21 protein-coding genes are annotated in these 24,589 nt (G+C 44.4%); 6 read left to right on the top strand and 15 right to left on the bottom strand.

Going from position 1 to position 24,589, the window contains the following annotated elements; all coding sequences use genetic code 11:
- Positions 1 to 2,799 (bottom strand): DNA polymerase I, encoded by a 2,799-nt coding sequence (polA, locus tag IE164_RS05395; RefSeq protein ID WP_189629151.1) that lies wholly within the window; start codon positions 2,797 to 2,799, stop codon positions 1 to 3.
- 46 nt (positions 2,800 to 2,845) lie between these two features.
- Complete coding sequence (locus IE164_RS05390) at positions 2,846 to 4,366, bottom strand: S41 family peptidase (RefSeq protein WP_189629150.1); 1,521 nt, start codon at positions 4,364 to 4,366, stop codon at positions 2,846 to 2,848.
- Between the two features lie 558 nt (positions 4,367 to 4,924).
- On the opposite strand from IE164_RS05390, the gene IE164_RS05385 reads away from it, so the two are divergent.
- A complete protein-coding gene (locus IE164_RS05385; RefSeq protein WP_189629149.1) occupies positions 4,925 to 6,418 on the top strand; it encodes a DUF5723 family protein in 1,494 nt (497 codons plus the stop codon).
- On the opposite strand, the gene IE164_RS05380 is transcribed toward IE164_RS05385, so the two are convergent.
- Positions 6,415 to 6,861, bottom strand: a complete 447-nt coding sequence (locus IE164_RS05380; RefSeq protein ID WP_189629148.1) for a DinB family protein — start codon at positions 6,859 to 6,861, stop codon at positions 6,415 to 6,417. The two genes, IE164_RS05385 and IE164_RS05380, sit on opposite strands and share 4 nt — an antisense overlap.
- The gene (locus tag IE164_RS05375; RefSeq protein WP_189629147.1) at positions 6,858 to 7,271 is read right to left on the bottom strand and encodes a hypothetical protein; all 414 of its coding nucleotides are present in this window, start codon (positions 7,269 to 7,271) and stop codon (positions 6,858 to 6,860) included. Before IE164_RS05375 ends, IE164_RS05380 begins: the two co-directional genes overlap by 4 nt.
- Positions 7,272 to 7,354: 83 nt before the next feature.
- Here IE164_RS05375 and IE164_RS05370 point away from each other — a divergent pair, with 83 nt between their 5' ends.
- The 3 genes from IE164_RS05370 to IE164_RS05360 all read left to right on the top strand — a co-directional run bounded on the left by IE164_RS05370 (position 7,355) and on the right by IE164_RS05360 (position 10,103).
- Positions 7,355 to 9,046 (top strand): amidase, encoded by a 1,692-nt coding sequence (locus tag IE164_RS05370; protein ID WP_189629146.1) that lies wholly within the window; start codon positions 7,355 to 7,357, stop codon positions 9,044 to 9,046.
- Between the two features lie 72 nt (positions 9,047 to 9,118).
- Positions 9,119 to 9,898: a type III pantothenate kinase gene (locus IE164_RS05365; RefSeq protein WP_189629145.1), complete on the top strand. Its 780-nt coding sequence runs from the start codon at positions 9,119 to 9,121 to the stop codon at positions 9,896 to 9,898.
- Complete coding sequence (locus tag IE164_RS05360) at positions 9,885 to 10,103, top strand: hypothetical protein (protein ID WP_189629144.1); 219 nt, start codon at positions 9,885 to 9,887, stop codon at positions 10,101 to 10,103. Before IE164_RS05365 ends, IE164_RS05360 begins: the two co-directional genes overlap by 14 nt.
- 520 nt (positions 10,104 to 10,623) lie before the next feature.
- Here the strand turns inward: IE164_RS05360 and IE164_RS05355 are convergent.
- Both IE164_RS05355 and IE164_RS05350 read right to left on the bottom strand, forming a co-directional pair.
- Positions 10,624 to 12,120, bottom strand: coding sequence for a M28 family peptidase (locus IE164_RS05355; protein WP_189629143.1), 1,497 nt, complete (start codon positions 12,118 to 12,120; stop codon positions 10,624 to 10,626).
- Between the two features lie 3 nt (positions 12,121 to 12,123).
- The gene (locus IE164_RS05350) at positions 12,124 to 13,749 is read right to left on the bottom strand and encodes a M14 family metallopeptidase (protein WP_189629142.1); all 1,626 of its coding nucleotides are present in this window, start codon (positions 13,747 to 13,749) and stop codon (positions 12,124 to 12,126) included.
- 124 nt (positions 13,750 to 13,873) lie between these two features.
- Between IE164_RS05350 and IE164_RS05345 the strand changes: the two genes are divergently transcribed.
- Complete coding sequence (locus IE164_RS05345) at positions 13,874 to 14,770, top strand: MBL fold metallo-hydrolase (RefSeq protein WP_229838531.1); 897 nt, start codon at positions 13,874 to 13,876, stop codon at positions 14,768 to 14,770.
- Between the two features lie 147 nt (positions 14,771 to 14,917).
- Here IE164_RS05345 and secDF read toward each other — a convergent pair whose 3' ends face one another.
- From secDF to IE164_RS05310, 7 genes are all read right to left on the bottom strand, one after another.
- The gene (secDF, locus tag IE164_RS05340) at positions 14,918 to 17,944 is read right to left on the bottom strand and encodes a protein translocase subunit SecDF (protein WP_189629141.1); all 3,027 of its coding nucleotides are present in this window, start codon (positions 17,942 to 17,944) and stop codon (positions 14,918 to 14,920) included.
- Between the two features lie 79 nt (positions 17,945 to 18,023).
- A complete protein-coding gene (locus IE164_RS05335; RefSeq protein WP_189629140.1) occupies positions 18,024 to 18,359 on the bottom strand; it encodes a hypothetical protein in 336 nt (111 codons plus the stop codon).
- A 56-nt stretch (positions 18,360 to 18,415) separates the two neighbouring features.
- Entirely contained in the window at positions 18,416 to 19,042 is a 627-nt protein-coding gene (udk, locus tag IE164_RS05330; RefSeq protein WP_189629139.1) for a uridine kinase, read from the bottom strand.
- A gap of 30 nt (positions 19,043 to 19,072) precedes the next feature.
- Positions 19,073 to 19,645 (bottom strand): RdgB/HAM1 family non-canonical purine NTP pyrophosphatase, encoded by a 573-nt coding sequence (gene rdgB, locus IE164_RS05325; protein ID WP_189629138.1) that lies wholly within the window; start codon positions 19,643 to 19,645, stop codon positions 19,073 to 19,075.
- Positions 19,646 to 19,656: 11 nt separating this feature from the next.
- The gene (locus IE164_RS05320) at positions 19,657 to 20,133 is read right to left on the bottom strand and encodes an FKBP-type peptidyl-prolyl cis-trans isomerase (RefSeq protein ID WP_229838530.1); all 477 of its coding nucleotides are present in this window, start codon (positions 20,131 to 20,133) and stop codon (positions 19,657 to 19,659) included.
- Entirely contained in the window at positions 20,130 to 20,999 is an 870-nt protein-coding gene (locus IE164_RS05315; protein WP_189629136.1) for an FKBP-type peptidyl-prolyl cis-trans isomerase, read from the bottom strand. Before IE164_RS05315 ends, IE164_RS05320 begins: the two co-directional genes overlap by 4 nt.
- A 5-nt stretch (positions 21,000 to 21,004) precedes the next feature.
- Positions 21,005 to 22,030, bottom strand: coding sequence for a DHH family phosphoesterase (locus tag IE164_RS05310; protein WP_189629135.1), 1,026 nt, complete (start codon positions 22,028 to 22,030; stop codon positions 21,005 to 21,007).
- Positions 22,031 to 22,219: 189 nt separating this feature from the next.
- Between IE164_RS05310 and IE164_RS05305 the strand changes: the two genes are divergently transcribed.
- Complete coding sequence (locus tag IE164_RS05305) at positions 22,220 to 22,639, top strand: nucleoside-diphosphate kinase (RefSeq protein WP_189629134.1); 420 nt, start codon at positions 22,220 to 22,222, stop codon at positions 22,637 to 22,639.
- Positions 22,640 to 22,691: 52 nt separating this feature from the next.
- Here the strand turns inward: IE164_RS05305 and IE164_RS05300 are convergent, their stop codons facing one another.
- Positions 22,692 to 23,717 (bottom strand): lysylphosphatidylglycerol synthase transmembrane domain-containing protein, encoded by a 1,026-nt coding sequence (locus IE164_RS05300; RefSeq protein WP_189629133.1) that lies wholly within the window; start codon positions 23,715 to 23,717, stop codon positions 22,692 to 22,694.
- Between the two features lies 1 nt (position 23,718).
- Positions 23,719 to 24,474, bottom strand: a complete 756-nt coding sequence (locus tag IE164_RS05295) for a segregation and condensation protein A (RefSeq protein ID WP_189629132.1) — start codon at positions 24,472 to 24,474, stop codon at positions 23,719 to 23,721.
- Positions 24,475 to 24,589 lie beyond the last annotated feature (115 nt).

Below are 24,589 nucleotides of genomic sequence, written 5' to 3'. Positions count from 1 at the left end.
CTAGTGTGCTATTAACCAGTTTTCTCCTACGCCTACCTCAACATCCATAGGAACCTCTAAGGTCATAGCGTTTTTCATAAGTTCTGGTATTCGCTCTTTCATTAAGTCAAGCTCGCTTTTGTGAACATCAAATACCAGTTCATCGTGCACCTGCATAATCATTTTAGATTTCAGCTTTTCTTCTTTCATCCATGAATGAATATTAATCATGGCAATTTTAATCATATCGGCTGCACTCCCTTGTATGGGCGCGTTAATAGCATTTCTTTCGGCATGGCCCCTAACCGTCATATTCTTTGAATGAATGTCGCGGAGATACCTTCTTCTGCCTAAAATGGTTTCTACGTACGTATACTCTCTGGCCTTATTCACTTGGGCATCCATATATTCCTTTACTCCCGGAAATTCATTGAAATAAGCGGTAATAATTTCCTGAGCTTCTGTACGGGATATGCCAATGTTTTGTGCCAAACCAAAGGCTGAAATACCATATATGAGCCCGAAGTTTACTTCTTTGGCCTTTCTACGCATGTCTCGGTCTACCTCCTCTAGTGGCACACCAAAAACTTTACTGGCGGTGGTTGCATGAATATCTTTTCCTGACCTAAAGGCTTCGATCATGCTCTTATCTTTCGCAAATGCGGCCACAATTCTAAGTTCAATCTGCGAGTAGTCGGCCGCCATTAGTACATGGTCTTGCGAACGAGGAATAAATGCCTTTCGTATTTCCCTTCCTTTTTCTGTACGGATGGGGATATTTTGCAAGTTGGGGTTGTTGGAGCTTAGCCTTCCGGTGGCCGCCACGGCTTGTCGATAGTCGGTATGGACAAGACCATCTACCGGACTAATCATATTAGGAAGAGCGTCTACATAGGTAGACTTTAGCTTCTGATATTCTCTAAATTCAAGAATCCTACGGGCAATATCGTGTTCTACAGCCAGTTTGGAAAGTATATCTTCGCCAGTGGCATATTGTCCTGTTTTGGTTTTCTTGGGCTTTTCAACCAACTGAAGTTTTTCGAATAACACCACACCCAACTGCTTGGGAGAAGCTACATTGAATTCTTCCCCGGCCATTTCGAAAATTTCTTTTTGAGCGATGGCACTGGCTTCTTCCAGCTCTTTAGACATAGCAGCAAGGGCCTCCGTGTCTATTTTCACACCATTATATTCTACCTCGGCCAACACATGCATGAGAGGCATTTCTACTTCATCGAACAGCTTTTGTAGTTGCCCCTCGCTTAGGCCGGGAGCGAGTTTATGTTTAAGCTGTAGGGTTATGTCTGCATCTTCTGCCGCATACTCCACCACCTTATGAACAGCTACATCTTTCATATTACCCTGTTTCACACCCTTTTTACCGATGAGTTCGGTTATAGAAATAGGGGTATAGTTGAGTAGATTTTCGGCCAGCACATCCATGTTGTGGCGTGTGTCCGGGTCAATAAGGTAGTGGGCAATCATGGTGTCGAAGACTTTGCCTTTTACCTGAATACCATAGTTCTTGAGCACCTGTATATCATATTTGGCATTCTGCGCAATTTTACCAATCTCTGGGTTTTCGAATACCGGTCTAAATTCCTCTAAAATAGCACGGGTCTCTTCTTTGTCTTCTGGAGTTGGCACGTAGTAAGCTTCACCTGTTTTGTAGGCAAAGGCCAGCCCTACCAGATTAGCTTCAATAGGCTCCAGATTGTCTGTTTCTGTATCGAAACAAAACTCTGGCTGGGACAGGAGGTAATTCACCAGGCGCTTTCTGAGGCTGGGTGTATCTATGAGGTGGTAGTGGTGGCGGGTGGTAGAAATGTTCAATTTTTCTTCTACAACCGGCACTTCTTTTTCCATTAGAGGGGGAGCCTCTCCAAACAAAGCCATTTGTTCTGAAGCCACTGGTTTTGGTCTGGCGGTTGTTCCGGTAGACTCGCCCAATATTCTCTTTAGGGTTGTTCTAAACTCTAGTTCTTCAAAAATGGACTTTAGCTTATCTACATTGGGCCCGGTATATTCCAAGGCCTTCTCATCGAATGCTATGGGTACTTCAATGTTAATCCTGGCCAGTTTTTTCGAAAGCAGACCCTGTTCTGAAAAAGTGGCAATCTTTTCTCCGAGCTTTCCTTTTATATCGGCCGCGTTATCAATAATGGCCTCCATTGATCCGTATTCTTTCAGCAACTTGGAAGCAGTTTTGGGCCCAACGCCCGGAATGCCCGGAATGTTATCGACAGAATCGCCCTGCAGGCCAAGCATATCTACAACCTGATCAATCCGTTCAATATCCCATTTATCCAAAACCTGCTGTACTCCCATTATGTCTACCCCATTACCCATAAAAGCAGGTTTGTATAAGTAAATATGCTCTTCCACCAGTTGCCCATAGTCCTTGTCGGGGGTCATCATAAATACTTCAAACCCTGCTCTGGCTGCTTTTTTAGCTAGCGTACCTATCACATCATCGGCTTCGTAACCGTCAAGTTCCAGCACGGGAATGTTAAAAGCTCTTACTATATCTTTAACAATAGGTGTCCCAATCTTTATGTCTTCCGGGGTTTCCTCTCGCTGAGCTTTGTACTCGCTGTACTCTTTGTGTCTAAAGGTTGGGGCACTGGTATCGAAAGCTACACCAATGTGTGTTGGCTTTCGTTTTTCTATGATTTCGTACAGGCTGTTGGTAAAGCCAAAAGGAGCTCCTGTATTGAGTCCTTTTGAGTTAATTCTAGGGTTTTTGCTAAATGCAAAATGGGCTCGGTAAATAAGCGCCATAGCATCGAGCAAGAAGAGGGTCTTCTCGGGTTTACTCATTCCATAAAGGTAAATTATTCGGGCTAAGTCAGGAAAATGTTTCTGACTAATTCGTGCCGAACGAGCTTCGCTGGCCTATTAGTTGAAGGGTGAACTCGAAGGCCGTATCTTTTTTGGCCAGCAAGTCTTCATAAGTTTGGGTTACCAAATGATCGGGGAAAGTACCGCGGCCAGTAGACTGATTAGAAACGTTCAGGAATTCCTCATATATGACAGGCACCTGCAAGTTTACTCCGGTATTGGGCAGGCTATAATTGAGCAGCATGTTGGCCGTACGGGCTTTATGACCACCGCCTGTTTCTTCGCCAACCAGCGTAACATTGGGCATATCGCTCAAAATTCGGGCAAGGTCTGCAGCCGCAGAAAAGGTTTTGCCTGAAGTAAGCACATAAATTTGCCCTTTAAATGCCGTTCCTTTCCAGTGAATACCAAGGTCGAAGGTATTGTGCCAGTTTTGAACCTCACCTTCAAAGCCTTTTTCGGTGGCATTGGTAAAATGCTGCTTCAGGTAAGCATCGGCCTTGGCAATCACTTCAGCCGAACTATTAGACCCGTTAATACCCACCAGATAGTCTGCCAGGGCAATATCTTGGTTTCTAACCACCGTTTTTGACGGATCGTTTAGCTGACCTCCTCCAATAAATTCATAAAGGAAGTTTAATATTCTGCGATCGCCCCCCTCATTCAATCGTAAATCGATCACTAGGTTTTCAAAGTCGAACTCTTTGGTCTCCTCGTTGTATCGCGATGCCAGTTTCTCATAGAACCAGTCAGGGTTAGCCTGGAACGTATTTAGGGTGAGCACCAATGTCTGAAGGGAGTCGATCGCATCTAAATGTGTAAAGTGATAGTATCTCTCATGTTGTTTGTACACCGGTCTGTAGTAATTATTGGCCAGCATACGATTTCCCTCTATAGCCGCAATTTCGGCTTGGTGTATAGAACCATTGGGCGTTTTATATGTAACCATGAAACTACTGGCAGCTCCATACTTTAAAAAGAAGTAGTAGCCAAAACGGCTTTCAATTTCTCTAATGGGCTTGGTTGAACTAAAGCCGTCTGTCACGGTAAGTGCACTGAGTTGCTCGGTCATGCCCGCAATAGCCTGCTCATTAATTGAAATAAGCTCAGACCCAAGGGGTAGATCGCCATCTTCAAAATCGATGAAATACCTGCCCTCAATAATTCTTACCGGGTAAGGAAAAAACTGAGCAAGGTTAGTGGCACTCTTTAAGAAGTCAGTGTCTAGGCTTACCACAGTGTGGCCACATCTGATTTTATTGTTGAGCTGCGTGAGCAACACGTCAAACTCTTTGTAGGGGATGGACTCAGGCAAGCGGGCAATGGTTTCATCGACCAATTGTCTGAATTCCTTTCGGGAAATGTATTGGTATGGATTCCCATGCTGCTGATCAATTATACTGAAATAAAGCTCAATATCTTCAGCTGCAGCTTCGCGGGATAGGAGTCGATCTAAGTTGTTGTTGGCAAAAAGGGATATGGGTACAATCGACACAATGCCGATCAGCACTAAAAGGAATGCGCTACTAAGCAATTTCTTGTTCATCGTTAACCCTGTTGACTGGTCATCAGGGCGATGTTCAAGCGGCTGTAAGGTGCGTTCCATAACAGCCTAAAATTCCCTGTAAAGGCTCGCTATAATGAGAGCGATTTACTGGTCATTCATTTTGGGTATTTTACTTAGTTCGATCGTAAAACACCTACTTGTCACCCTGATATCAGGGCGTAGGAAAAATACTTATGAGCGCACGCCAAAGCGTAGTCGCTAGTTCGATTCAGGTTGTTTGGAAAAGTAGTCTAAGGGAAGTTTTACTGCGAGAAGGAGTTCTCTAGGTGGTAAGTGAAAGTGCTACAAAGATACAGAAAAACGCATTTCGTACAAAAAATATGGTCGTTGACATACATTTTTATGCATTTTAAAGACAATAACTAAACTTACCCATAAATAGAAAATATGTAACATTTCTTATTTAGTGGAATTTTATTTGGTGTTAGAGAGAAGACCCTGTTGTTTTAGTCGTTAAAGATTCACAAATGCCAAATGCGTTGAGAATGAAAAAAAATTTAGTTTTCATCGCTTATTTTTGGTCAAACCAACCGGTAAGTGCGACATTTTAGCCTGATCATAAGTCTCTGTTTATCAACAACCTTTTGTTTTCAAAGGCTCTCGGCTCAACAGTTCAATGGCTTTTTTACTTCAGATTTCTCGGGAGTATTGGGCTTGGGGGAGCAGCCTGCTTCAGTAGCCAACTCGCCTTACAAATACGATTTTAATCTGGTGAATGGCAATATATACCTCGCCAACAACATTGCCCACACTGCTAAAAACTCCGAAGGAGCCATTCGGCTTATTCGGTTCGATGATACCGAAACAAAATATGTGAAAGGAAACGCCAGTCTTGGCGGACTTTCTGTATTGCTTTCGTTGAGCCGCAAGCGAGGCGTGGGTATTCGTTACAATGTGAGAAGCGTAATGAACGGCACCGAAATATCGCCCAATTTTGTTGCACAAATCAACCGATTCAACTCACCTGAATACACCGGGCGAACTTACCTGAATGAACAATTGAATTTTTCTTCGGCCACATGGCAAGAACTGGCCTTTACTTATGGAGGCTTACTCAGAGATGACGGGGTGAATCGCATAAAACTGGGTGTTACTCTTAAGGCAGTAAACCCCATGGGCCATGCCTGGGCAGTTTTAGAACGTGCAGACTATGATGTATTGGCGGATGGTAGACTGGACGTAAACCGATTTAACCTACGCGCGGGCTACTCTGCCAACCTTGACGGTTATGAACCTTTTGACGGAACTAATGCCATGCGCATTCCTCCCCAAGGCACAGGTTATAAACTGAGCGGGGCAGACATAGGTCTGGTTTATGAACGGGTTGCCTTTAGAGCCGACCCCAAGAGTGCCTCCGGCACAAGCCTACACCCCGACATTACTTATGAATTCAGAGTAAGTGCCAGCATCACCGACATAGGCACAATGACCATGGACTATGGCTCAGCTTCTTTTGCAACAACCGGACTTAATCCCAATGCAAACAGTGCCGACTTCAACAGCTTGTTCACCGGAGTGACAAGCTTTAGAGCCTTTCGCAATAGTCTTGAAAATTACTTAACCACTACCGATGTTACAGGCACATACACTGTGAGTTTACCAACCGCCCTGCGACTCAATTACGATTACAACTTTGGCAACAATTTTTACTTTAATGCAGCTGCTTTGGCCGATTTGAGTTGGGCTATGCCGGCAGACTTTCGAGTATCGTATATCAATCACCTTATGCTAACACCTCGTTACGAAACGGGGCTTTATGGAGTGTACCTTCCCATAATGTACAACTTTAGCAACGATACCGAAGTGGGGCTGGCAGCTCGTTATGGACCATTCACCATTGGCACTCATACCTTAGAAACACTCTTTAAGAAAGAGAAAACCTCGGCCGGTTTTTTCTTTAGCATCTCCATCAGCCAGCTGAAAGCCAACGCCAGAAAGCCTTATTGTTTTGGAAGTTCGCGTGTGGGAAGTGCAATGGTAAGAAAGCAGCGCACCCCTATTTATAAGCGCAAGAAGTTTATCTTCTTCTAGCTGCGCACGTAGAAGATAAAGTCTAACGAGGGCGGGTCTATATTTTCTTGTCTCAGCAAGAGCATTACCTGAGCTCTATGGTGGGTACCATGATTTACCACATGGTTCAGAATGTCTTCGATACGCGACTCATAGGTTTGCCCTTTTGAGTTTTTATATTCAATAACCTTTTCCAAATCTTCGGCAGAGTAGAGAAAGTCTAGCCAATCCTGACTCGATCTTTCCAACAACTCAAGGGTTTCTTTTTGAGAGTACTCATCCCAAACACCAACCGTAGACGATTGCCTCTGAACCCTATCTAACCAAATAACCTGCGCATTGGCCAAATGACTGGTAAGCTTAAGCACTTTATCGTTTTCTATGGGATTCACCCTCAGCGATTCTGCCAACTGACCATTGGCCCATAAGTTATATTCAAACAGTCTGGTAAAGCGTTCTTTCATGTTTTCTCTTTTTTGTATTGATAGGCTCTAATGGAAATCCAGAAGAGCAATGGCACCCAAACCAGATCATTCATAATGAGATGAAACAAGGCCTTTTTACCTAAGAATTGCTCCAATACCACCTGATAGAACCACAAGGCTCCCAGTAATTTGGTAAGGGCACCAAAAGCCGCCAAAAACCAAAGTTTGCCGGGGTGTATGGCACATAAAAGATATACCAGTGCCATAGCCAAAACACCTCTACCCTGCCAACGAATAATAGAAGGTGCCACCGCTTCGGTTTCGGCCACCCATTGAAAAAAGGTTTGAGGGAACCATCCAATAAACACTCCCCATAAAATATTATACGCTGCTGCAGCCAGAAGCAGGCCTCTCATCCAGTGTGGAAATAATCTTTGTGGTGTTTCCATCGATTATATAACTTATGTCCATTCTTATTGTTGAAGACTTATTGCGATAAGCCGCTACAATATTAAGCTTAACCTTCTAACCTATGAAAAACCGCTTCTCATTTCTTACAAGCCACAAGGCATTGGGCACTATAGCCGTTGTAGGCCTAAGTTTCTTTGCCGGCTATAAAGTGGCTCAAGACAGCCCCATTGTGGCAGAAGACATTAAAGCTGCACAGAAAATACTGAACCTGAACTTTACAGATAATGAAATAGAACAGCTTTTGCCCAATGTGAACCGCAACCTCAATGGAATACAAGAGCTACACGCCTATGAACTAGACAACAGCACCCCTCCCGCTGTTTGGTTCAAGCCTCAACAAACAGGCAAAGCCATTGCCTCCAGACAGGAAACACTGCGTTGGCAATTACCTGAAAAAGTAGATTTGCCGGCCAACCGAAACGATCTGGCTTTTTACACCGTGGCTGAACTATCGGTACTAATAAGGGAGCGAAAAATTAGCAGTGTAGAGCTTACAGAGTTTTTCATTGAACGGTTAAAGAAGTATGGAGACACTCTACAGTCGGTAATTACCGTTACCGAAGAACGCGCCATGGCACAGGCACGAAAAGCCGATGAACTTCTCAAAAACGGCACTTATTTGGGACCACTGCATGGCATTCCTTACGGAGCAAAAGATTTACTGGCTGTTCCTGAATACAAAACCACCTGGGGTGCTGGCCCTTTTAAAGATCAGTACAGGGGCGATGAACTGGCTACAGTGGTAAAGAAGCTCGATGAGGCCGGGGCCGTGCTAGTGGCAAAGCTTACCCTGGGAGCCTTGGCCATGGGCGATGTCTGGTATGGAGGCACCACAAAAAACCCCTGGAATTTAGAACAGGGCTCCAGCGGATCGAGCGCAGGCTCAGGATCAAGTACGGCTGCGGGGCTGGTTCCGTTTGCTCTTGGTACAGAAACACTAGGCTCCATTGTTTCGCCTTCAACCCGAAATGGTGTTACCGGACTTCGACCAACCTTTGGCCGTGTGAGTCGGGCAGGAGCTATGGCTCTAAGCTGGACCATGGACAAAATTGGCCCTATGGCCAGAACCGCTCTTGACTGTGCTCTGGTTTTTGAAGCCATTCGCGGAACAGATGGAATAGACCTTACGGTGGAAGATCATCCCTTCAATTTTAAAGGCAGAGTAGATTTAAGCCAGCTTAAGATTGGTTATCTCAAAGACTATTTTGAAAATGGGAGAGGCAGTCAAAAAGAAAACGATGACCAAACACTGGAGGTATTGCGGTCGTTAGGAGCCAATTTAGAGCCGGTAGAATGGGTTTCAGACATGCCTTTCAGTGGAATGCAAGCCATATTAACAGCCGAAGCTGCAGCAGCTTTCGATGCACTCACCCGCTCTGATCAGGACACACTGTTAGTTAGACAAAATGCCGGAGCATGGCCCAACCTGTTTCGCTCAGCGCGTTTCACTTCTGCCGTAGATTACATCAATGCTAACAGGGCACGATACGAGCTGATAGAAAAAGTAAATCAGCTAATGAAAAATTACGATGTAATAGTGACTCCAAGCTTTGGAGGAAGTCAACTGCTCACCACTAACCTGACAGGGCACCCGTGTGTGGTACTCAAAAATGGATACAACACCAATGGCAGCCCTACGAGTATATCGTTTATAGGCAACTTATTCGATGAAGCAACCATTCTGGCAGTGGCCAGAGCATATCAGGAGGCCACTGAGTACGATGAGCAACACCCGCCAAAGTTTATCGATTAGTTTGTATAATGTTTAAAGCTTGAAAGTTTTGGGCAACTTTAAGCCCCAAAGCTTGAATGTCAAATTGAAAAGATGCTTTTAGCTATAGACGCAGGTAACACCAACATAGTATTTGGTATTTACAAAGAGGGAGAGTGGATCCATGAATGGCGATTTAACACCGTGCCTGTTAAGAATCAGATTGAGTACGAAATGTTTCTCAGGCTCAATTTTCTTGAGGCAAACCTTAAACTCGAAGAGGTTGATGGTATTGTGATTTCTTCGGTGGTTCCACAACTCAATGATATTCTCTCTGAGTTTTCTAAACCGCTTATTAAGCGCGAGCCGCTGTTCGTTGGGCCAAAGATTTATGAGTATTTACCTGTTCGCACTAAAAGGCCGTACCAGATTGGCACAGACCTAATAGCCAACGCAGTAGCCGGTCATGTGCTGTACAAACAAGATATTGTGATCGTAGATTTTGGTACCGCGCTTACTTTTACCATAGTGGGGGCAGACGGACTCATTCAGGGGGTTAACATTGCTCCCGGATTAAAAACTGCTATCAAGGCACTGGTGGGCAATACTGCTCAACTGCCTGAAGTACCTTTAGAATTGCCTGACTCAGTACTGGGTACAGACACCATACATGCCATTCAGTCGGGAGTGCTTTGGGGCTATGTGAGCATGGTTGAAGGAATGCTCGATAAAATTCATGCAGAATTGGGCCAAAAAACGAAGGTAGTAGCCACCGGAGGTCTTTCGTCTATATTGCATCCCCTCCATCAGCGGTTCGATGAAGTAAAACGACATTTAACACTGGATGGCCTTCGCTTAATTCACCAAATTGTAAACAAAGATGCGCAAGTATAACTGGGCCGTTAAAGGCGTTATTTTCATGCTGGCCGTGTGGCTGATCATTTATATTGGTATTCCATATTTTGACGATACCAAACCTATGGAGCCGGAAAAGAACCTAATTAACCTGATTATTGCTATACCCGCGGGGGTAGCGTTTGGCTGGTACCGATACAAATATTTAAAGGAGAAGTTTCAGAGTAAGCAGGGTAAAGAATAGGGGTTCAAATCTTCTTCCTTTTCCCATGTCGAGCGAAGCCGAGACATCTACATAGCAAACTAGCTTTGCAACTCCTTCCTTCGTCAGAATAGAAATTGGAGTTGTTCAGAGCATCTGGAAGAATTTACAGAATCAGGCTCCACCCCTCTTTTTCCATGTCGAGCGAAGCCGAGACATCTACAAGGCAAACTATCTCTGCAGCTCCTTCCTTCGTCAGGATAAAAATTGGAGTTGTTCAGAGCATCTGGAAGAATGTACAGAATCAGGCTCCACCTCCCTTTTCCATGTCGAGCGAAGCCGAGACATCTGCACAGTAAACTAGCCTGACAATTCCTTCATTAGAATGGACGTTTGAGCCCAAGATCAACAAGTTGCTCCAAAAAAGAGGCTGTCTCAAAAGCATCAAAACTCATCACCCTAAACTTGTCTACCGACAGGCAGGCAAGTTTAGGGTAACGCTAACTAGCTTTTAAGACAGCCTCCATTTATCATTGGGGCTTGCGCGCAGGGGTTATAAACCCTAGTTATCCCTTCCGTACAGTTCAAGTCCCGTCTCGTAGTACTTATCACCGGGCAACCAGAAAGGTGTTTCGGCAGCGTTGCCTATCAGGCGCGAAGCATACACGTAACTCTTAAAAAACTTCTCCAGGTAGTCATAATCCACCGTGTTGGGGTTGTCTCCCGGTTGGTGGTAGTACTTCATAATCTCTGCATCGAAGGCTCTAAAGCCCAGGCTATACGTGGGGGCTGGAATTCCCTTACGGGCAAAACTCACATTATCAGATCTATCGAAAAGCCCTTGTTCCCCAGCCGGATCATCGATGGCCGTGAGTCCAAATGCCACATTAGCATCTTTAATATACTGAGCCGCAGTGGTTCTTTCCAGACCAATAATGGTAGAAATGGTGGTATCATTATACCCGCCATTATCACTATTCCAGCAGAATACAATTTGCTCATTAGGAATAATTGGATTGTTGGCCAGGTATCGGCTACCCACTAGCCCTTTCTCTTCGGCCGTAAACAACACGAATAAAGCACTGCGCTTCATGGGGTACCGGGCAATATTTTCAGCAGCTGAAAGCACAGTGACTGTACCAATGGCATTGTCTCTGGTACCGTTATAAATGGAGTCTCCTTCTTCGTTGGGTCGTCCTACACCCACGTGGTCGTAATGGGCCGAGAACATGATGTATTCATCCTTCAGTTCGGGGTCTGTTCCTTCTACCATGGCCACCACGTTTTTATCTTTGGTAAGCTCATTTTTCATTCCTTCAATGCCAATTGAAGCACGTTTTATACTCTTGGTCATCATAAACCGTTGGTTGGCATTGTCCAGGTCTTTCAACCACAGGTGTGGAATTATCTCTGCCTTATCTTCGAAACTATCGAGGCTAATATTGACCCTATTGAAAAGGAAACCCAGCTGCTCCCATGGAGTAGAGGGCGAACTATAAAACTCCACCAACCCCAGAGCTCCGTTGGCTCTGGCGATTTCGTACTTCTCCCGACTAAGGCGTAGTATCTCTTGACGGCTAGACACCTTTCCATCGCCAGCTTTGGCAAATACAATCTTACCCTTCACATCGGCATTGGTATAATCTTCTTCAAAGGCATAATTGAGGTACACTACCTCTCCTTCTACCTCAGCACTTTGACCGTCTACAATCAGAAAGTCTTTATTAAGTTCAAAAGACTTATTGCTAAACTCCAAAGAAGCCGAAGTAGCAGGCGTTTTCATACGCAGCGGCACCGGCTGAAAGTAGCCATCGGCTCCTGGAACCGGCTTTGCACCATAAGTTTCGAACTGTTTGGCCAGATAGTCGGCCGCCTTCAAAATTTCTTCAGACCCAGTGTCTCTACCACGCATTTCATCGGACGCGAGGTAGTAAATGTGATCTTTTATAGTTTGCTGACTGACCGTTTCCAGGGTTTTTTCCAGGTCGGTCTTTTGGGCACATGCTCCTAGTGAAAGTATGCAGGCCCCCAACATTAGGGTAAGGTGTCTCTTTTTCATAGTTTACTTTAGTTCGAAGTACTTAAAAATGGGATATTCTACCGGTTTTTCCGCAATATTCTGCTTTTCAAAATAAGCATCGAAGAAATTCCAGGTGACCAGGCCATCGTCTGACTGAGGCTCCATAAGGTAGAAAATAAGATTGGCCAGTGGCTGTGCCAGATCTATGTAAAAATCGCCCTTGCTAAATCTGCGGGTTTGGCTACTAAATGAACCTTCTAGCGTAGCCATGTTGTGGCCTTCAAAAGGACGATTGGCCAACTCCAACCCAGTGGCAGTAAATACTTCGCCCGTGGCCCGGCTATTTCGGGTAAGGGTATCTACTTTTGCTCCCAGCATTTGTAAATGTGCGGCTATGTGCCCCATTTCTTTGGGTATTACATAACCCCTGGGAAGCGTGGCAGTAACGGTGGCATTGAATGCACTGTGATTTTCTACATTTTTGAGGGTAATAATTTCGGGCAAACGAATGTATTGTTCCTGTCCTTGAGCATTGGTGGTTTTGGCGTGGTTGTATATTCTATACTCGTCTATGGGTTCTTCCATGGCTACCATTTCAAACCGAACTCCCTTTTTAACCTTTCCTGCTTGTTCCTTAACCAAACGAATGGCAGCCTCTTCTGCTGTCTTGTTCACTTCCAGTATTTCGCGGCCGTGTTTGTGGGTATATTCCAAAATTTCGCGCACAAAGGCGTAAGTGCTGGCCATTCGCTGATAAAGGCGCTCATGAGCGAATGCTTCGCTGAGTATGGCCATTCGATTCCGCAAACCAAACTGGTTGACCAGATAACGCGGATGGTGGTTGTAGGTATAAATAGACTTTATGGGCCAGCCTTCACTTCGGGTATAAAAGTAGCCATATGGCCCAAGGTAAATGCCATAATCTTTAAGTACTCTATCTGTTACATCAGGCAGAATTTTATTCCAGGTATAATCAAATGGTGCTTTCTCTCCGGCCGTATGATAACTAGGTGCCCAGGTGAGGGAGTATCCATGCCACACACCATTGGTGGTGTGTAAGTCTACAAACAGGGCGGGGTCCCACGGAACAATTATGTTCTGAAAAAGACCTTGTGTTTCCAATGCCTCAGCCTTCATTCCATCGCGATTGAGATCCCAACCCTGGCTATTGGCCCTAATCCCTACTTTTACGGGGCTATCTTCCTGAGAAGGTCTTCTGCCCTGTTCCATTTTATCGTTGCTATCGGTATTGTAAATGGGTGCAAAAAGCAATATCTGATTGTCGAGCAAATAGCTACGCTCTCCTTTTAATATTTCGCGCAACAGTACCTGCAGAGCTTCTTTGCCTTCCACCTCACCGGAGTGAATATTGCCCTGAACATAAATTATAGGCTTTCCGGTAGCTTTTGCTTCTTCAGCCGAAGTCACTTTCGGGTTGGCCATTACTACAACGGGAATATCTTTTCCTTCTTTAGACTGCCCCATAGAAATGAGGTGAGCATATGGGCTATCTTTTATGGCGGCCTTTACCACGCCCATCACCTGTTCATAGCTGGAGGTTTCGCGGTAGGCTGTCAGTTCGGGGTGAGTAAGCAACTCCCTGGGCCATTCTTGCCCCTGAAGGGAAAGTGTTAATGAAACGAGAAGAACAATCAGTATTTGCTTCATGAGTTGAAATTTAGTCGCCCAAAATACCAAAAAACGCCCAACACAGGCCGTATCTAAACTTTCAATTACATAAGTGGTTGGTACTTGGAAAACGAACCGTGTAATTTCATACAAATTGAATCCCATGATTAGCAGACGACACTTTATTCAAAAATCCATTATTAGCACTGCCGGCCTTAGCCTTTCTTCGCCTCTGGTAAAGCTCTTGTTTCAAAACGGATATCAAATGAAGGTACTCCGCAACAATGTGGGCATTTTTACGGAAAGGGGCGGAACTATTGCCTACATGATCAGTAGTGAAGGAATAGCTGTGGTAGACTCTCAGTTCCCCGATCAATCGCAACACCTTATTGATGAGATTAAAAAACAATCGGAGCGGAAGATAGACCTTCTGGTAAACACGCATCACCATGGCGATCACACAGCCGGCAACATTGCCTTTAAGGGCTTGGTGAACAAAGTGGTGGCCCATGAAAACTCTATGCTCAACCAGAAAACTACTGCTGAAGCCCGCGGTGGACTAGATGGCCAGCTATTACCCAATACTACGTATAAGAGTGGTGTGCACAGAGAAAGGGTAGGTGGTGAACGCATAGCTCTCCATTATTTTGGCGCAGGACACACTAACGGTGATTCGTTTGTACATTTTGAAAATGCAAACATTGTACACACCGGAGACTTATTGTTTAACAGACGGGTGCCTTACATCGATAAATCGGCAGGAGCCGACATAGCCAACTGGCAACAGGTGCTTGAAAAAGCCTACAACACCTTCGATGCAGACACTTTGTTTGTTTATGGCCACTCCGGAGAGGGCTATGAAATAACCGGCAACAGAGAAGACCTCAAAGCTTTTCAGAACTATCTGGCCCAGGTACTAAGTTTTGTGAAGAAAGGGAAAGCCAACGGAAAGACAAAAGAAGAACTGGCTCAAGCCAATGAGATACCGGGAGCTCCGGAATGGAAGGGGAATCAGTCGAGGGCTGTGCAAGCGGCATGGCTAGAACTATTTGGAGAATAGCTCTCATTTTTCAAAACAAGAAGGCTACCTCCGTCACTTTATTCCCGAAGCGGTATGTTGGTTAACACATACCCTTTCCGGATTAGAGTTGTGGGGTAGCCTTTTTTATAGCTTAAAACAAGAGGGGCCAAAGCCCCTCTGTTGATATTATCCTTGCTGTGCTGAAGCTTCAGCCTTGGCGGCAGCTTTGGCTCTGGCACTTGCCTGCTCTTTATCGGCAGCTGCGGTAAGTGTTTTCTTCGTTAAGTCTACCACTGTTGGGGTGGCAATGAAAACTGAAGAATAAGTACCTACTAATATACCCACCAACAAGGCAAACGAGAATCCTCTCAATACCTCACCACCAAAAATCAATAGCACCAATACCACAATGAGGGTTGTCATAGAAGTAATGAGTGTACGGCTGATGGTAGAATTGATAGACATATTGAAGGTTCCGATCAGGTCTTTCCCTCCCTTAAGTTGAAGGTTTTCACGGATCCTGTCGAATACAACCACCGTATCGTTGATGGAGTAACCAATAATGGTTAACAGGGATGCGATGAATACCTGGTCGATTTCAAAGCTCAGACCAAACCAACCTGCAATAGCAAATGCAGAAAGTACAATTGTGGCATCGTGAATCAGAGCCAAAATGGCACCTAACGAGAACTGCCATCTTCTAAATCGGGCCAGAATGTAAACGAATATGGCCAGAATGGACAACCCGAAGGCTTCGAACGAAGACTTCTTGATGTCATCGGCAATGGTTGCTCCAACTTTAGATGAAGCTCCAATAGTAAACTGGCCTTCGCTGAGATCTACCGTACCATCCACAAAGGTTTTTCCGGTAGCGTTTTCAATACCTTGGGTTAGGGCATCTTTAACCTGATTATCCGCTTCAGTAGACTCTTCGTCTACCAGATAAGAGGTGGTAATCTTAAGCACGTTGCTGGCATCATAGGTTTTCACCTCCACACCGGCCTCAGTAAACACGCCCGAAGAAAGAGCACTTTTAATATCTGAAGCCACCATGGGCTCATCGAACTCAACCACATAAGAACGACCTCCCTTAAAGTCTACCCCAAGTCTTAGACCACTGGTAAAGAGGGCAGAAATACCCAAAGTAATTACCACCGCAGAAACAATGTAGGCCATTCTTCTTTTGCCAAGGAAGTCCAGGTTGATATTGGACAACCAACCTCTTGAAAGTGGGGTCTCGAACGAAATATTGCTGTCATTTCCTTTCTTGGTCATCCAGGTAACAATTACTCTGGTAATAAATACCGCTGAGAAGAATGAGCAAATGATACCTATTATCAGGGTAATGGCAAATCCTTTCACAGGCCCCTGACCTAAGAAGTAAAGAATTGCACCGGTAAGCAAAGTGGTTACGTTGGCATCTATAATAGAGCTATAAGCTTTTTGATAACCTGAACTTATGGCTTGAAGCAACGGAATACCGTTTCTTAGTTCTTCTCTTATTCTTTCAAAGATCAGTACGTTGGCATCGATAGACATACCGATGGTAAGTACTATACCTGCAATACCCGGAAGGGTAAGAGCAGAGCCAATATTGGCCAGAATACCCAGAATAAAGAAGATGTTGAACAAGAGAGCCACATTGGCTACAATACCTCCTTTGGCATAATAGAAGATCATGAACACAATCACTATCAAAAGACCAGCTACTATAGAGGTAACTCCCTGACGCTGGGCTTCCTTACCTAAAGTTGGTCCTACTACCGCTTCTTCCACAATTCGGGTTGGTGCTGGTAAAGAACCGGCCTTGAGAATATTGGCCAAATCTTCTGCCTCTTCTTGAGTAAAGTTTCCTGAAATCGAAGAGCTGCCGTTTGGTATCTCTCCAGTTACATTTGGAGCCGTATATACATAGTTGTCCAGTACAATGGCGATTTGTCGGTTAATGTTCTGGCCGGTTATGTTTTTCCATTTTTTTGCACCCACCGTATTCATTTGCATGCTTACTGCAGGTCGTGCTCTTTCATCTAAAGTTTGTCTGGCATCGGTTATTACTTCTCCGGTTAGAGGAGCCTCTCCACGCGATACTTTGATGGGATATAGAATAAGAAGCTCAGTTTCTTCAACCGGTTTTACTCCCCATTTAAAGTCCAGATTGGCAGGAATAACACGCTTTATGCGCTCATGCTTAAGAATTCTGTTAATCTGAGACGTATCCGCCAGATTATAGAAAAATCCCTGGTAAGGGCCTTGTCTTCTAAGACTAAAAAACTTAGATAAACCGGAGGTAGCAGCATCGAGGCTAGTTGAGTCTGTTTTGGCACTATCTGTTTGAGCTATTTTAGCCTCCAGTGAATTAGGTGTTTCACCTTCTTTGGCGGCAGTGTTAATTTCTGTATTGAGGCTATTGCTGTTGCTAAGCTTCTCAATCTTTAATGCCTCTTCATTTATGGCGTTGAGTGTTGGCAGTATCTCATTTTCACGGTACACTTCCCAGAATTCGAGCTTAGCCACACCTTGAAGCAGTTTTCTTACCCTAGCAGGGTTATCTACTCCCGGTAGTTCAATCTGAATTCTACCTGTACCCTGAATTCTCTGAATATTAGGCTGAGACGTACCAAAGCGGTCTACTCTGGTTCTCAAAATCTGGAAAGCCCTATCTATGGCCTGGTCTACCTCTTCTTCAATCACTTGCATTACTTCTGCATTGGTAGACTCAAAGCTAATTTTTCCTCGGTTGGCCGCATTGGCAAAAATTCTGCTCAAGCGCCCGTCAGGGTTTACTTCGTTGTAGGCATTCTGAAACAACTGCGTAAATGGTGCCTGGCTGTTACGCTGGCGCTCTGTGGCCAGTTCCAGTGCTCGCAGAAAGTTAGCGTCCTGGCTGTTTCCGGCCAATCCTTTAATAATTTCTACCGGAGAAACCTCCAGGGTTACATGCATACCTCCCTGCAAGTCGAGCCCCAGATTGAGTTCTTGTTCTTTAATTTCTTTGTAGGTAAACTCGGCACCTAACAGATTCAAAACAGGCTCTAACCAAATGGAATCCAGGTAGGCTTGTTTTTTACTTTGATCGATAACGCCTTGCTCATTCTTGGCATATTCTATGGCATCGGCCTGAATACCCCTCGAAAAGAAGGTGATTGACAAGTAATACAGACAGAGTGCTGTAATTACGAGCGTCAGAAATACAATGGTATTCTTATTCTTCATGTTAATAGTATGTTTTGCAAAAATTGGAGTAATAATAAAGGTGAACCGTTGGGTTCTATCAGGGAAAAAGGGCTTTTCCCTATGGCGCGTTAGGCGATATTATTTGCCTGAATAGGGTCTTGTAATAAGGCGAATTACATAAGGGAACACTCACTAGCGGGTGTGGCTCCTCGGTAATCTCAAAACCTATTTCCGCAATAAGTATGGCCTCAAAGGGTTCTATATGAACACCGCTGGCCGGTAAAAGGGCATCGCAGGTATATTCATAGACCACCTCTTGAGAATCTTCTCCTTCGGCTTGCTCCTGTTTTTCGTTCGATTCTTCACACGGAATCTCCAGCACCTCCTGGGCTACCACAAAAACAGCCACAAACAAGCCTAGCAGAAACACCAGGGTATGTTTTAGTTTGTTCATGGATGTAGCCTTTTTTCTCATATTGGGTCACAAATGTAGCAAATGCACCGAAAATCCTAGGCTTTAACCGGTATTTTTGAGGTTATTACAGCCTTTAGTACATCTAAAGCATTCTGAAAGTCCGTATTGTTTGGCACTATCAGGTCTGCCGTTTCTTTGTAAGGGGCTATATACTTTTGGAAAGAGGGCATTATATGGTTCTCATATTTATACAACACATCGTCTGCATCGTATCCTCTCTCTTCCCTGTCTCTCTTAAGTCTTCTCTGAAGCTTAATATAGTCTTTAGCATCAATGAACACTTTCAGATTGAGCAATTCGGCCACTTTTTTGTAATGAAAAATGAATATGCCTTCTACGAGAATAACAGGAGCCGGTCTTCGAATAATCTTCTTGGGCACAATGCTCGGATTGTTGAAGGTATATTCTTCCTTCTCCACTTCTTTGCCTTCACTCAGAGCTTTGAGGTCGCTGGCAAAGTGCTCATGGTCTATGGACTCGGGCCTGTCGAAGTTGTGCTGACCATTTTTATCTACCAACTGATACTCACGTGGCATGTAGTAGTCGTCTTGTGAAATGCAGGTTACCGATTTGGCATCAAAACACTTTTTAAGTTCGTTGAGAAAGAGTGTTTTCCCTGAACCGCTTCCGCCTGAAATACCAATGATGTAGGGCTTTTCCATCGTGCAAAGTTAGAAAGGAACTGAAAATGTTTATTGATTAAGAAACTGAATAAGCTTGTCTAGGGCTCTTTTTCTATGACTGATACTATTTTTAACCTCTGCCGGCAATTCTGCAAAAGTTTTGTTGTACCCATTGGGTATAAAAATGGGATCATATCCGAAACCATCGGAACCCGCTATTTTTGCAGCAATGGTTCCTTCCACAATACCCTGAAACTGATGAACTTCTCCCTGAGAGTTAATGTAGGTCATTACAGTTCTGAAACGCGCGGCTCTATTGGAGGTATCTCCCATTTCGTTTAGCACCTTGGTCATATTGTCTACGGCATGGCGGCTACCCGAGTAGTGGGCCGTATGGACGCCCGGCCTACCATTTAGCACATCTACTTCCAAGCCTGAGTCATCAGAGAAAATGGCTGTACCAAACCGATCGAAAATATACCGGGCTTTCTCCAACGAATTTTCCTCCAGGGTTTCGTGGGTTTCAGGAATTTCTCCTTCAAAGCCAATATCGCTCAGCGACAGCAGTTTGATGCTATCGCCAAGCATGGCTTTTACTTCTTGGAGCTTGTGTTGGTTATTGGTGGTAAAGCAAATTTGCATTGCTGCTATTATTAGCGAATGTCTACCACGTCTACATCGAAAAGCAATACGGAGTTAGGTGGAATAGAACCCTGACGGGTAGAACCATAGCCATATTTAGAAGGAATAAACAATGTGGCACTAGCCCCTTTGTTTAGTTCCTGAAAACCTAACTCCCATCCTCTTATTACCTGTCCGGCTCCAATCACAAAATCGAAAACGCCCCGACCTGAGGAAGTATCGAACTCGGTGCCATCGAGCAAATAACCTCTGTAATGGGTGAAAACTGAGTTGGCAAAAGCGGCTTTGGGCCCTGAACCGGCCTGATGAATCACATACATGATTCCGGTTTCACCAACCTCCTGAGCTACAATATTATTTTCGGCCAGGTAGTCTTCAATGAGCTTTCTATCAATGGCCAATTGTTGCGCCTCGTCAAAAACCTCTTCACCATCGCAACCCATCAGGGCAACGAACAACACCATTAACAAAAACCTTACTTTCATCATTTGTTCAATTCAACTACTTCAACATCGAAAACCAAAACGGAATTAGGAGGTATTGGTCCTCCTGTATTTCTTGAGCCATAACCTAACTTAGAAGGAATTAAGAGCCTGGCTTTTCCTCCCTGATCCACATTAGGAATGGCCACATCCCAGCCTTGAATCACTTCTCTGTTACCTAAAGTAAAAGAATAGGGTGCATAATCTCTGTTTGGATTATACAGACCATTTTCTTTAGCTAGTTCCTCATAACTGGTGTCAATAATAGTACCGTCTAACAGGCGTAAAACGTAATTCACTCCCACTTTATCGCCCGAAGCCGGGTACTTTCCATTTCCTTTTTTCAAAGTTACTACCGAAACACCTTCTTCTGTTTCAGTAGCTTCTAAATTATTGTTAACGAGGTATTCGTTGATTTTTACTTTGTCTTTCTCCAACTGCTCGCCTACCAGTCGGTCTATTACCACCTGTTCATTTTCTATTTCGCGTACTTTAATATTCCAGGTAACAACTTTCGAGCTGTCTGCAGCTCCCACCGGCCTGCCGGTCATTGTGGCATACTCGGTGTAAGGCATTTCAATCTGAACGCTATCTCCCTTGCTACAAAGTAAAAAAGCCTCTTGCAAGTTGGGCGGCAACCCTACGCTTGGATTCACAAAATAGCCTGGATCGGAGCCGGAATCATAGAGCACTGAATCGCCCTCTACGTGGGTCATTACCACATTCATTACATCGGTAGGTTGGGCTTTGGTGGTATCGCCCTTCACCAATTTTCTAAATTTCAGGCCAGATTCAAGCTCAACGTATTTTGGTGTGCTGTCACAGCCCATCAAGGCTACCGCAAGGGCAACCGCAGGAAGATATTTCTTCATATTTCTCATAGTTTCTTGTATTCGTCTTCTAGTTGGTTGGCATACTCCGGAAGTATGCTTTTAAAGTATTCGATGGTTTCGGAAAGGCTTTTTTCTACCCTTCCTCCGGCCGCATTTTTATGGCCTCCACCATTAAAATATTTTGCGGCTAGTTCATTGGCCGGGAAGTCTCCAATGGAGCGGAGAGATATTTTCACTTTGCCATCGGCCTCCTTAAAGAGGCCCGCCAATGTAACTCCTTCTATGGACAGGGCATAATTTACCAGCCCTTCGGTATCACCGGTTTTCGATTCGTATCTGGCCAATTCCTCTTCAGTAATGGCAAAATAGGCCACTCGATACTCGGGCAACACCTGCATGTTTTCACTGAGGGCATAGCCTATAAAACGCAACCTGTTCAGGGAGTTTCTGTCATATATGTTTTTAGCTACTCTACTGTTATCGGCTCCTTTCTCAATAAGCTTTGCTACAACCTCATGTACATTTTTGGTTGTGTTTGGGTGCCTAAAACCTCCTGTGTCGGTCATAATACCGGCATACAAACATTCGGCAATGTCTTTATCGATGAGGTTATTATGGCCCAGGTCTACAATAAGTTGGTAGCAAAGTTCGCAAGTAGCAGCGGCCTGGGTACTCCAATACCTAAAATCGGCAAAATCTTCCGGATCCAGGTGGTGGTCTACATTTACTTTATAGCCGCTGGCCGCTCTAACCATCTCACCCAATTCGTTGATTCGGCTCAGTACTGAAAAATCGAGACAGAAAATAAGGGCGGCCTCTTCGATCCACTGCCGGCAGTCGTTAGGATCTTCTTCCGTAAAAATCTTCACCTTATCGTTACCTTTCATCCAGTGAAGAAAAGCCGGATAATCTGAAGGGGTAATTACCGTAACCTCATGCCCAAGCTTGAGCAAGTAGTTGGCCATTCCCAGTGAAGAGCCCAGTGCATCAGCATCTGGCTTATCATGGGTTGTAATGACGACTTTAGAGGGTTTGGCTAATTTATTTTGAAGTTCTTTGATGTCTTGCATGCAATCAACAACCCTAAGGGCCTTTGAAAGGAGGGCAAATTTGACAAGAATTGTTTTACCAAACAATGCTAGGCCTTGATTATCTGATTATTAAGAATTTAAAAGAACGTAGCTTAAGGGGTTTAAATCGAAATTATCTTCTATTTTTGCGACCGAATTTTGAAACGCAACAATTTTACGACAAATAAAATGGCAGGTAACAGAACCTTTACAATGATTAAGCCTGATGCTGTGGCGGATGGTAACATGGGAGCAATTTTGAAAATGATTGAGGAGGCAGGCTTCAAAATCATCGCTATGAAATACACAAGACTTTCTGCCGAACTGGCCGGAAAGTTCTATGCTGTGCATAGCGAAAGACCATTCTACGGAGAGCTTGTTGAGTACATGTCTTCCGGACCAATTGTAGCCGCTATTCTGGAAAAAGACAACGCTGTGGCCGACTTCAGAACCCTTATTGGTGCTACCAATCCAGCCGAAGCTGCTGAAGGAACAATTAGAAAATTATATGCTAAGTCTATTGGCGAAAATGCTGTACATGGCTCTGACTCTGACGAAAACGCAGCCATAGAAGGTAACTTCTTCTTCTCTGAGTTTGAGAGATTCTAAGCATAAGCATTAAGCAAGTTTTAAAAGCGCCTTGAGAAACACTCAGGCGCTTTTATTTTTTCCACCATTTGGGAATAAGCAAAACCCCGGCAATTAAGTAGGGATAATAAGTGGTGAGCCGCCATAACAGGCCGGAAATAAAGGTGTACTTCCCCGCAAAATCTTCATAGAAAACCGGAAAAATGAACTCGGCTGTGCCGGCATTGCCCGGAGAAGGAGATACCAGCATGACCACCCACATGGTGAGATGCCGACCCAGCATGAGAAGCTGGTCGTTTACAGAAACTTGATTAAACCCACTCACCCAGGCGTTTATTAGAGCAAACTTAAAAATCCAGATGGCATAGGTGGCAGCCAGCAACTTAACCCAATATGCTGGCGATTGGCCCCTCAGCACTTTTGAAGCTAACACCAACTCCTCACTTTGCTGAATAACTGGCTCCTTCCAGCGCCTCAGAACCCTGATAGTCATTAGGTAGGTGAGTATTTTCTTTACGGTTTCAGGAAAAAATAAAAGTGCCGAAAGCATAAAGAAGGTATAAAAAGCAATGGAGGTATAGCTCAACCAAAAAACCCGGCTCACTCCCGATTCAAAATAAGCCGGAGCTTCTTTTAAGATCGGAAATACCGCTCCGTTGCTCAACCCAATTGCCAATGGAGAAGCTGTTAGAAAAAAAAGATTATCGAGAATGGCCAGCAACAAGGTGTAGACAAGAGCCTTTCCCAATGGCTGACCTTCCTTGTATACTATGAAAACCAAAACAGCAGCTGCACCAATAACGGGAGGCGTTACGGCAATGGCAAACTCCCAAAGCAGCACAATGCGTATGGCCGAAAGCCCATTTAACTGCCCATGAGAGAGCAGCCGAATACGAAAAGCATTCAGCCCGTCTTTAATAAGCAGTAGAAAAAACACAAAAAGCAGGAAAGCCACCCGGAAATCGGAAAACAATTGAAGTGAACGGCCTGAAAACTGATCGTCTCTATAAGCCAGAAAGACTACTATAGAAATGCCAATAACAACAGGTAACCAAACACTCTTAGGGTTGAGAACTTTTTGCGCCTTGGCCCGCTCCATGCTACCCCTCCGATACTAGGTCTTCTTCCAAACGCTCAATCCAGAAATTATTGAAGCCTTCTCCCAGGTGCATAGTAATTTGCCTCATTTGCAACAGGTCTAAAATGGATAGGAAGTTGAATATGACTGCAATTTTGTTGGGTTCAAACTCAATGAGCTGTGTAAATGAAAGTCGCGGTATTTCTACCAACTGGTCCAGTATGTACTGGCGCTGTTTGGCAATGGAATAGGGATATTGCACTACTTCGTGCTTCGGTTTGCTTTGCTCATATTCATAGCGCGACATTACCTTTTGAAACACCCTGAGTAATTTATAGAGGTCAATATCTTGCAGCTCTGCCTCCACATTATTTCCTTCAGCAAGCTTTTTAAGTTCCCTGGCAATGTTGCCACGAGACTCCTGCAAGGAACGGGTGTGTTCCATATTGGCCAGCTCTTCTACTACCGATTTGTACTTCTTATACTCCAACAAATGCCTGACCAGCTCTTCTCGCGGATCAACCTCGTTGCCTTCTTCGTCTAAAACAGGACGAGGCAAAAGCATTTTAGCTTTGATACGCATGAGCGTAGCTGCCACTAAAATAAACTCACTGGCTACTTCAACGTTGAGTTGCTCCAAATGATGGAGATAGTCCAGAAAGTCCTTAGTGATTTTATTGATGGGAATATCATGAATATCCAGCTCGTCTCGCTGAATAAAAAACAACAGCAGGTCGAAAGGGCCTTCGAACAATGGAAGCTTTATTTCGAAACTCACCGGATAATTTCTTTTGAATCAAATATATAGAGATTGACAGAATGGAACGGATGGAGCAAAAATTATTTTTAATTTTACGGCTTGTTATAAAAGTCTGATGAAAACATTTGTAGTA

Origin of the sequence: Roseivirga thermotolerans, assembly GCF_014653175.1 — a bacterium.
Taxonomy (GTDB): Bacteria; Bacteroidota; Bacteroidia; order Cytophagales; family Cyclobacteriaceae; genus Roseivirga; species Roseivirga thermotolerans.
The sequence above is the reverse complement of the archived record's forward strand: the minus strand, read 5'-3'. Positions and strand labels throughout refer to the sequence as shown.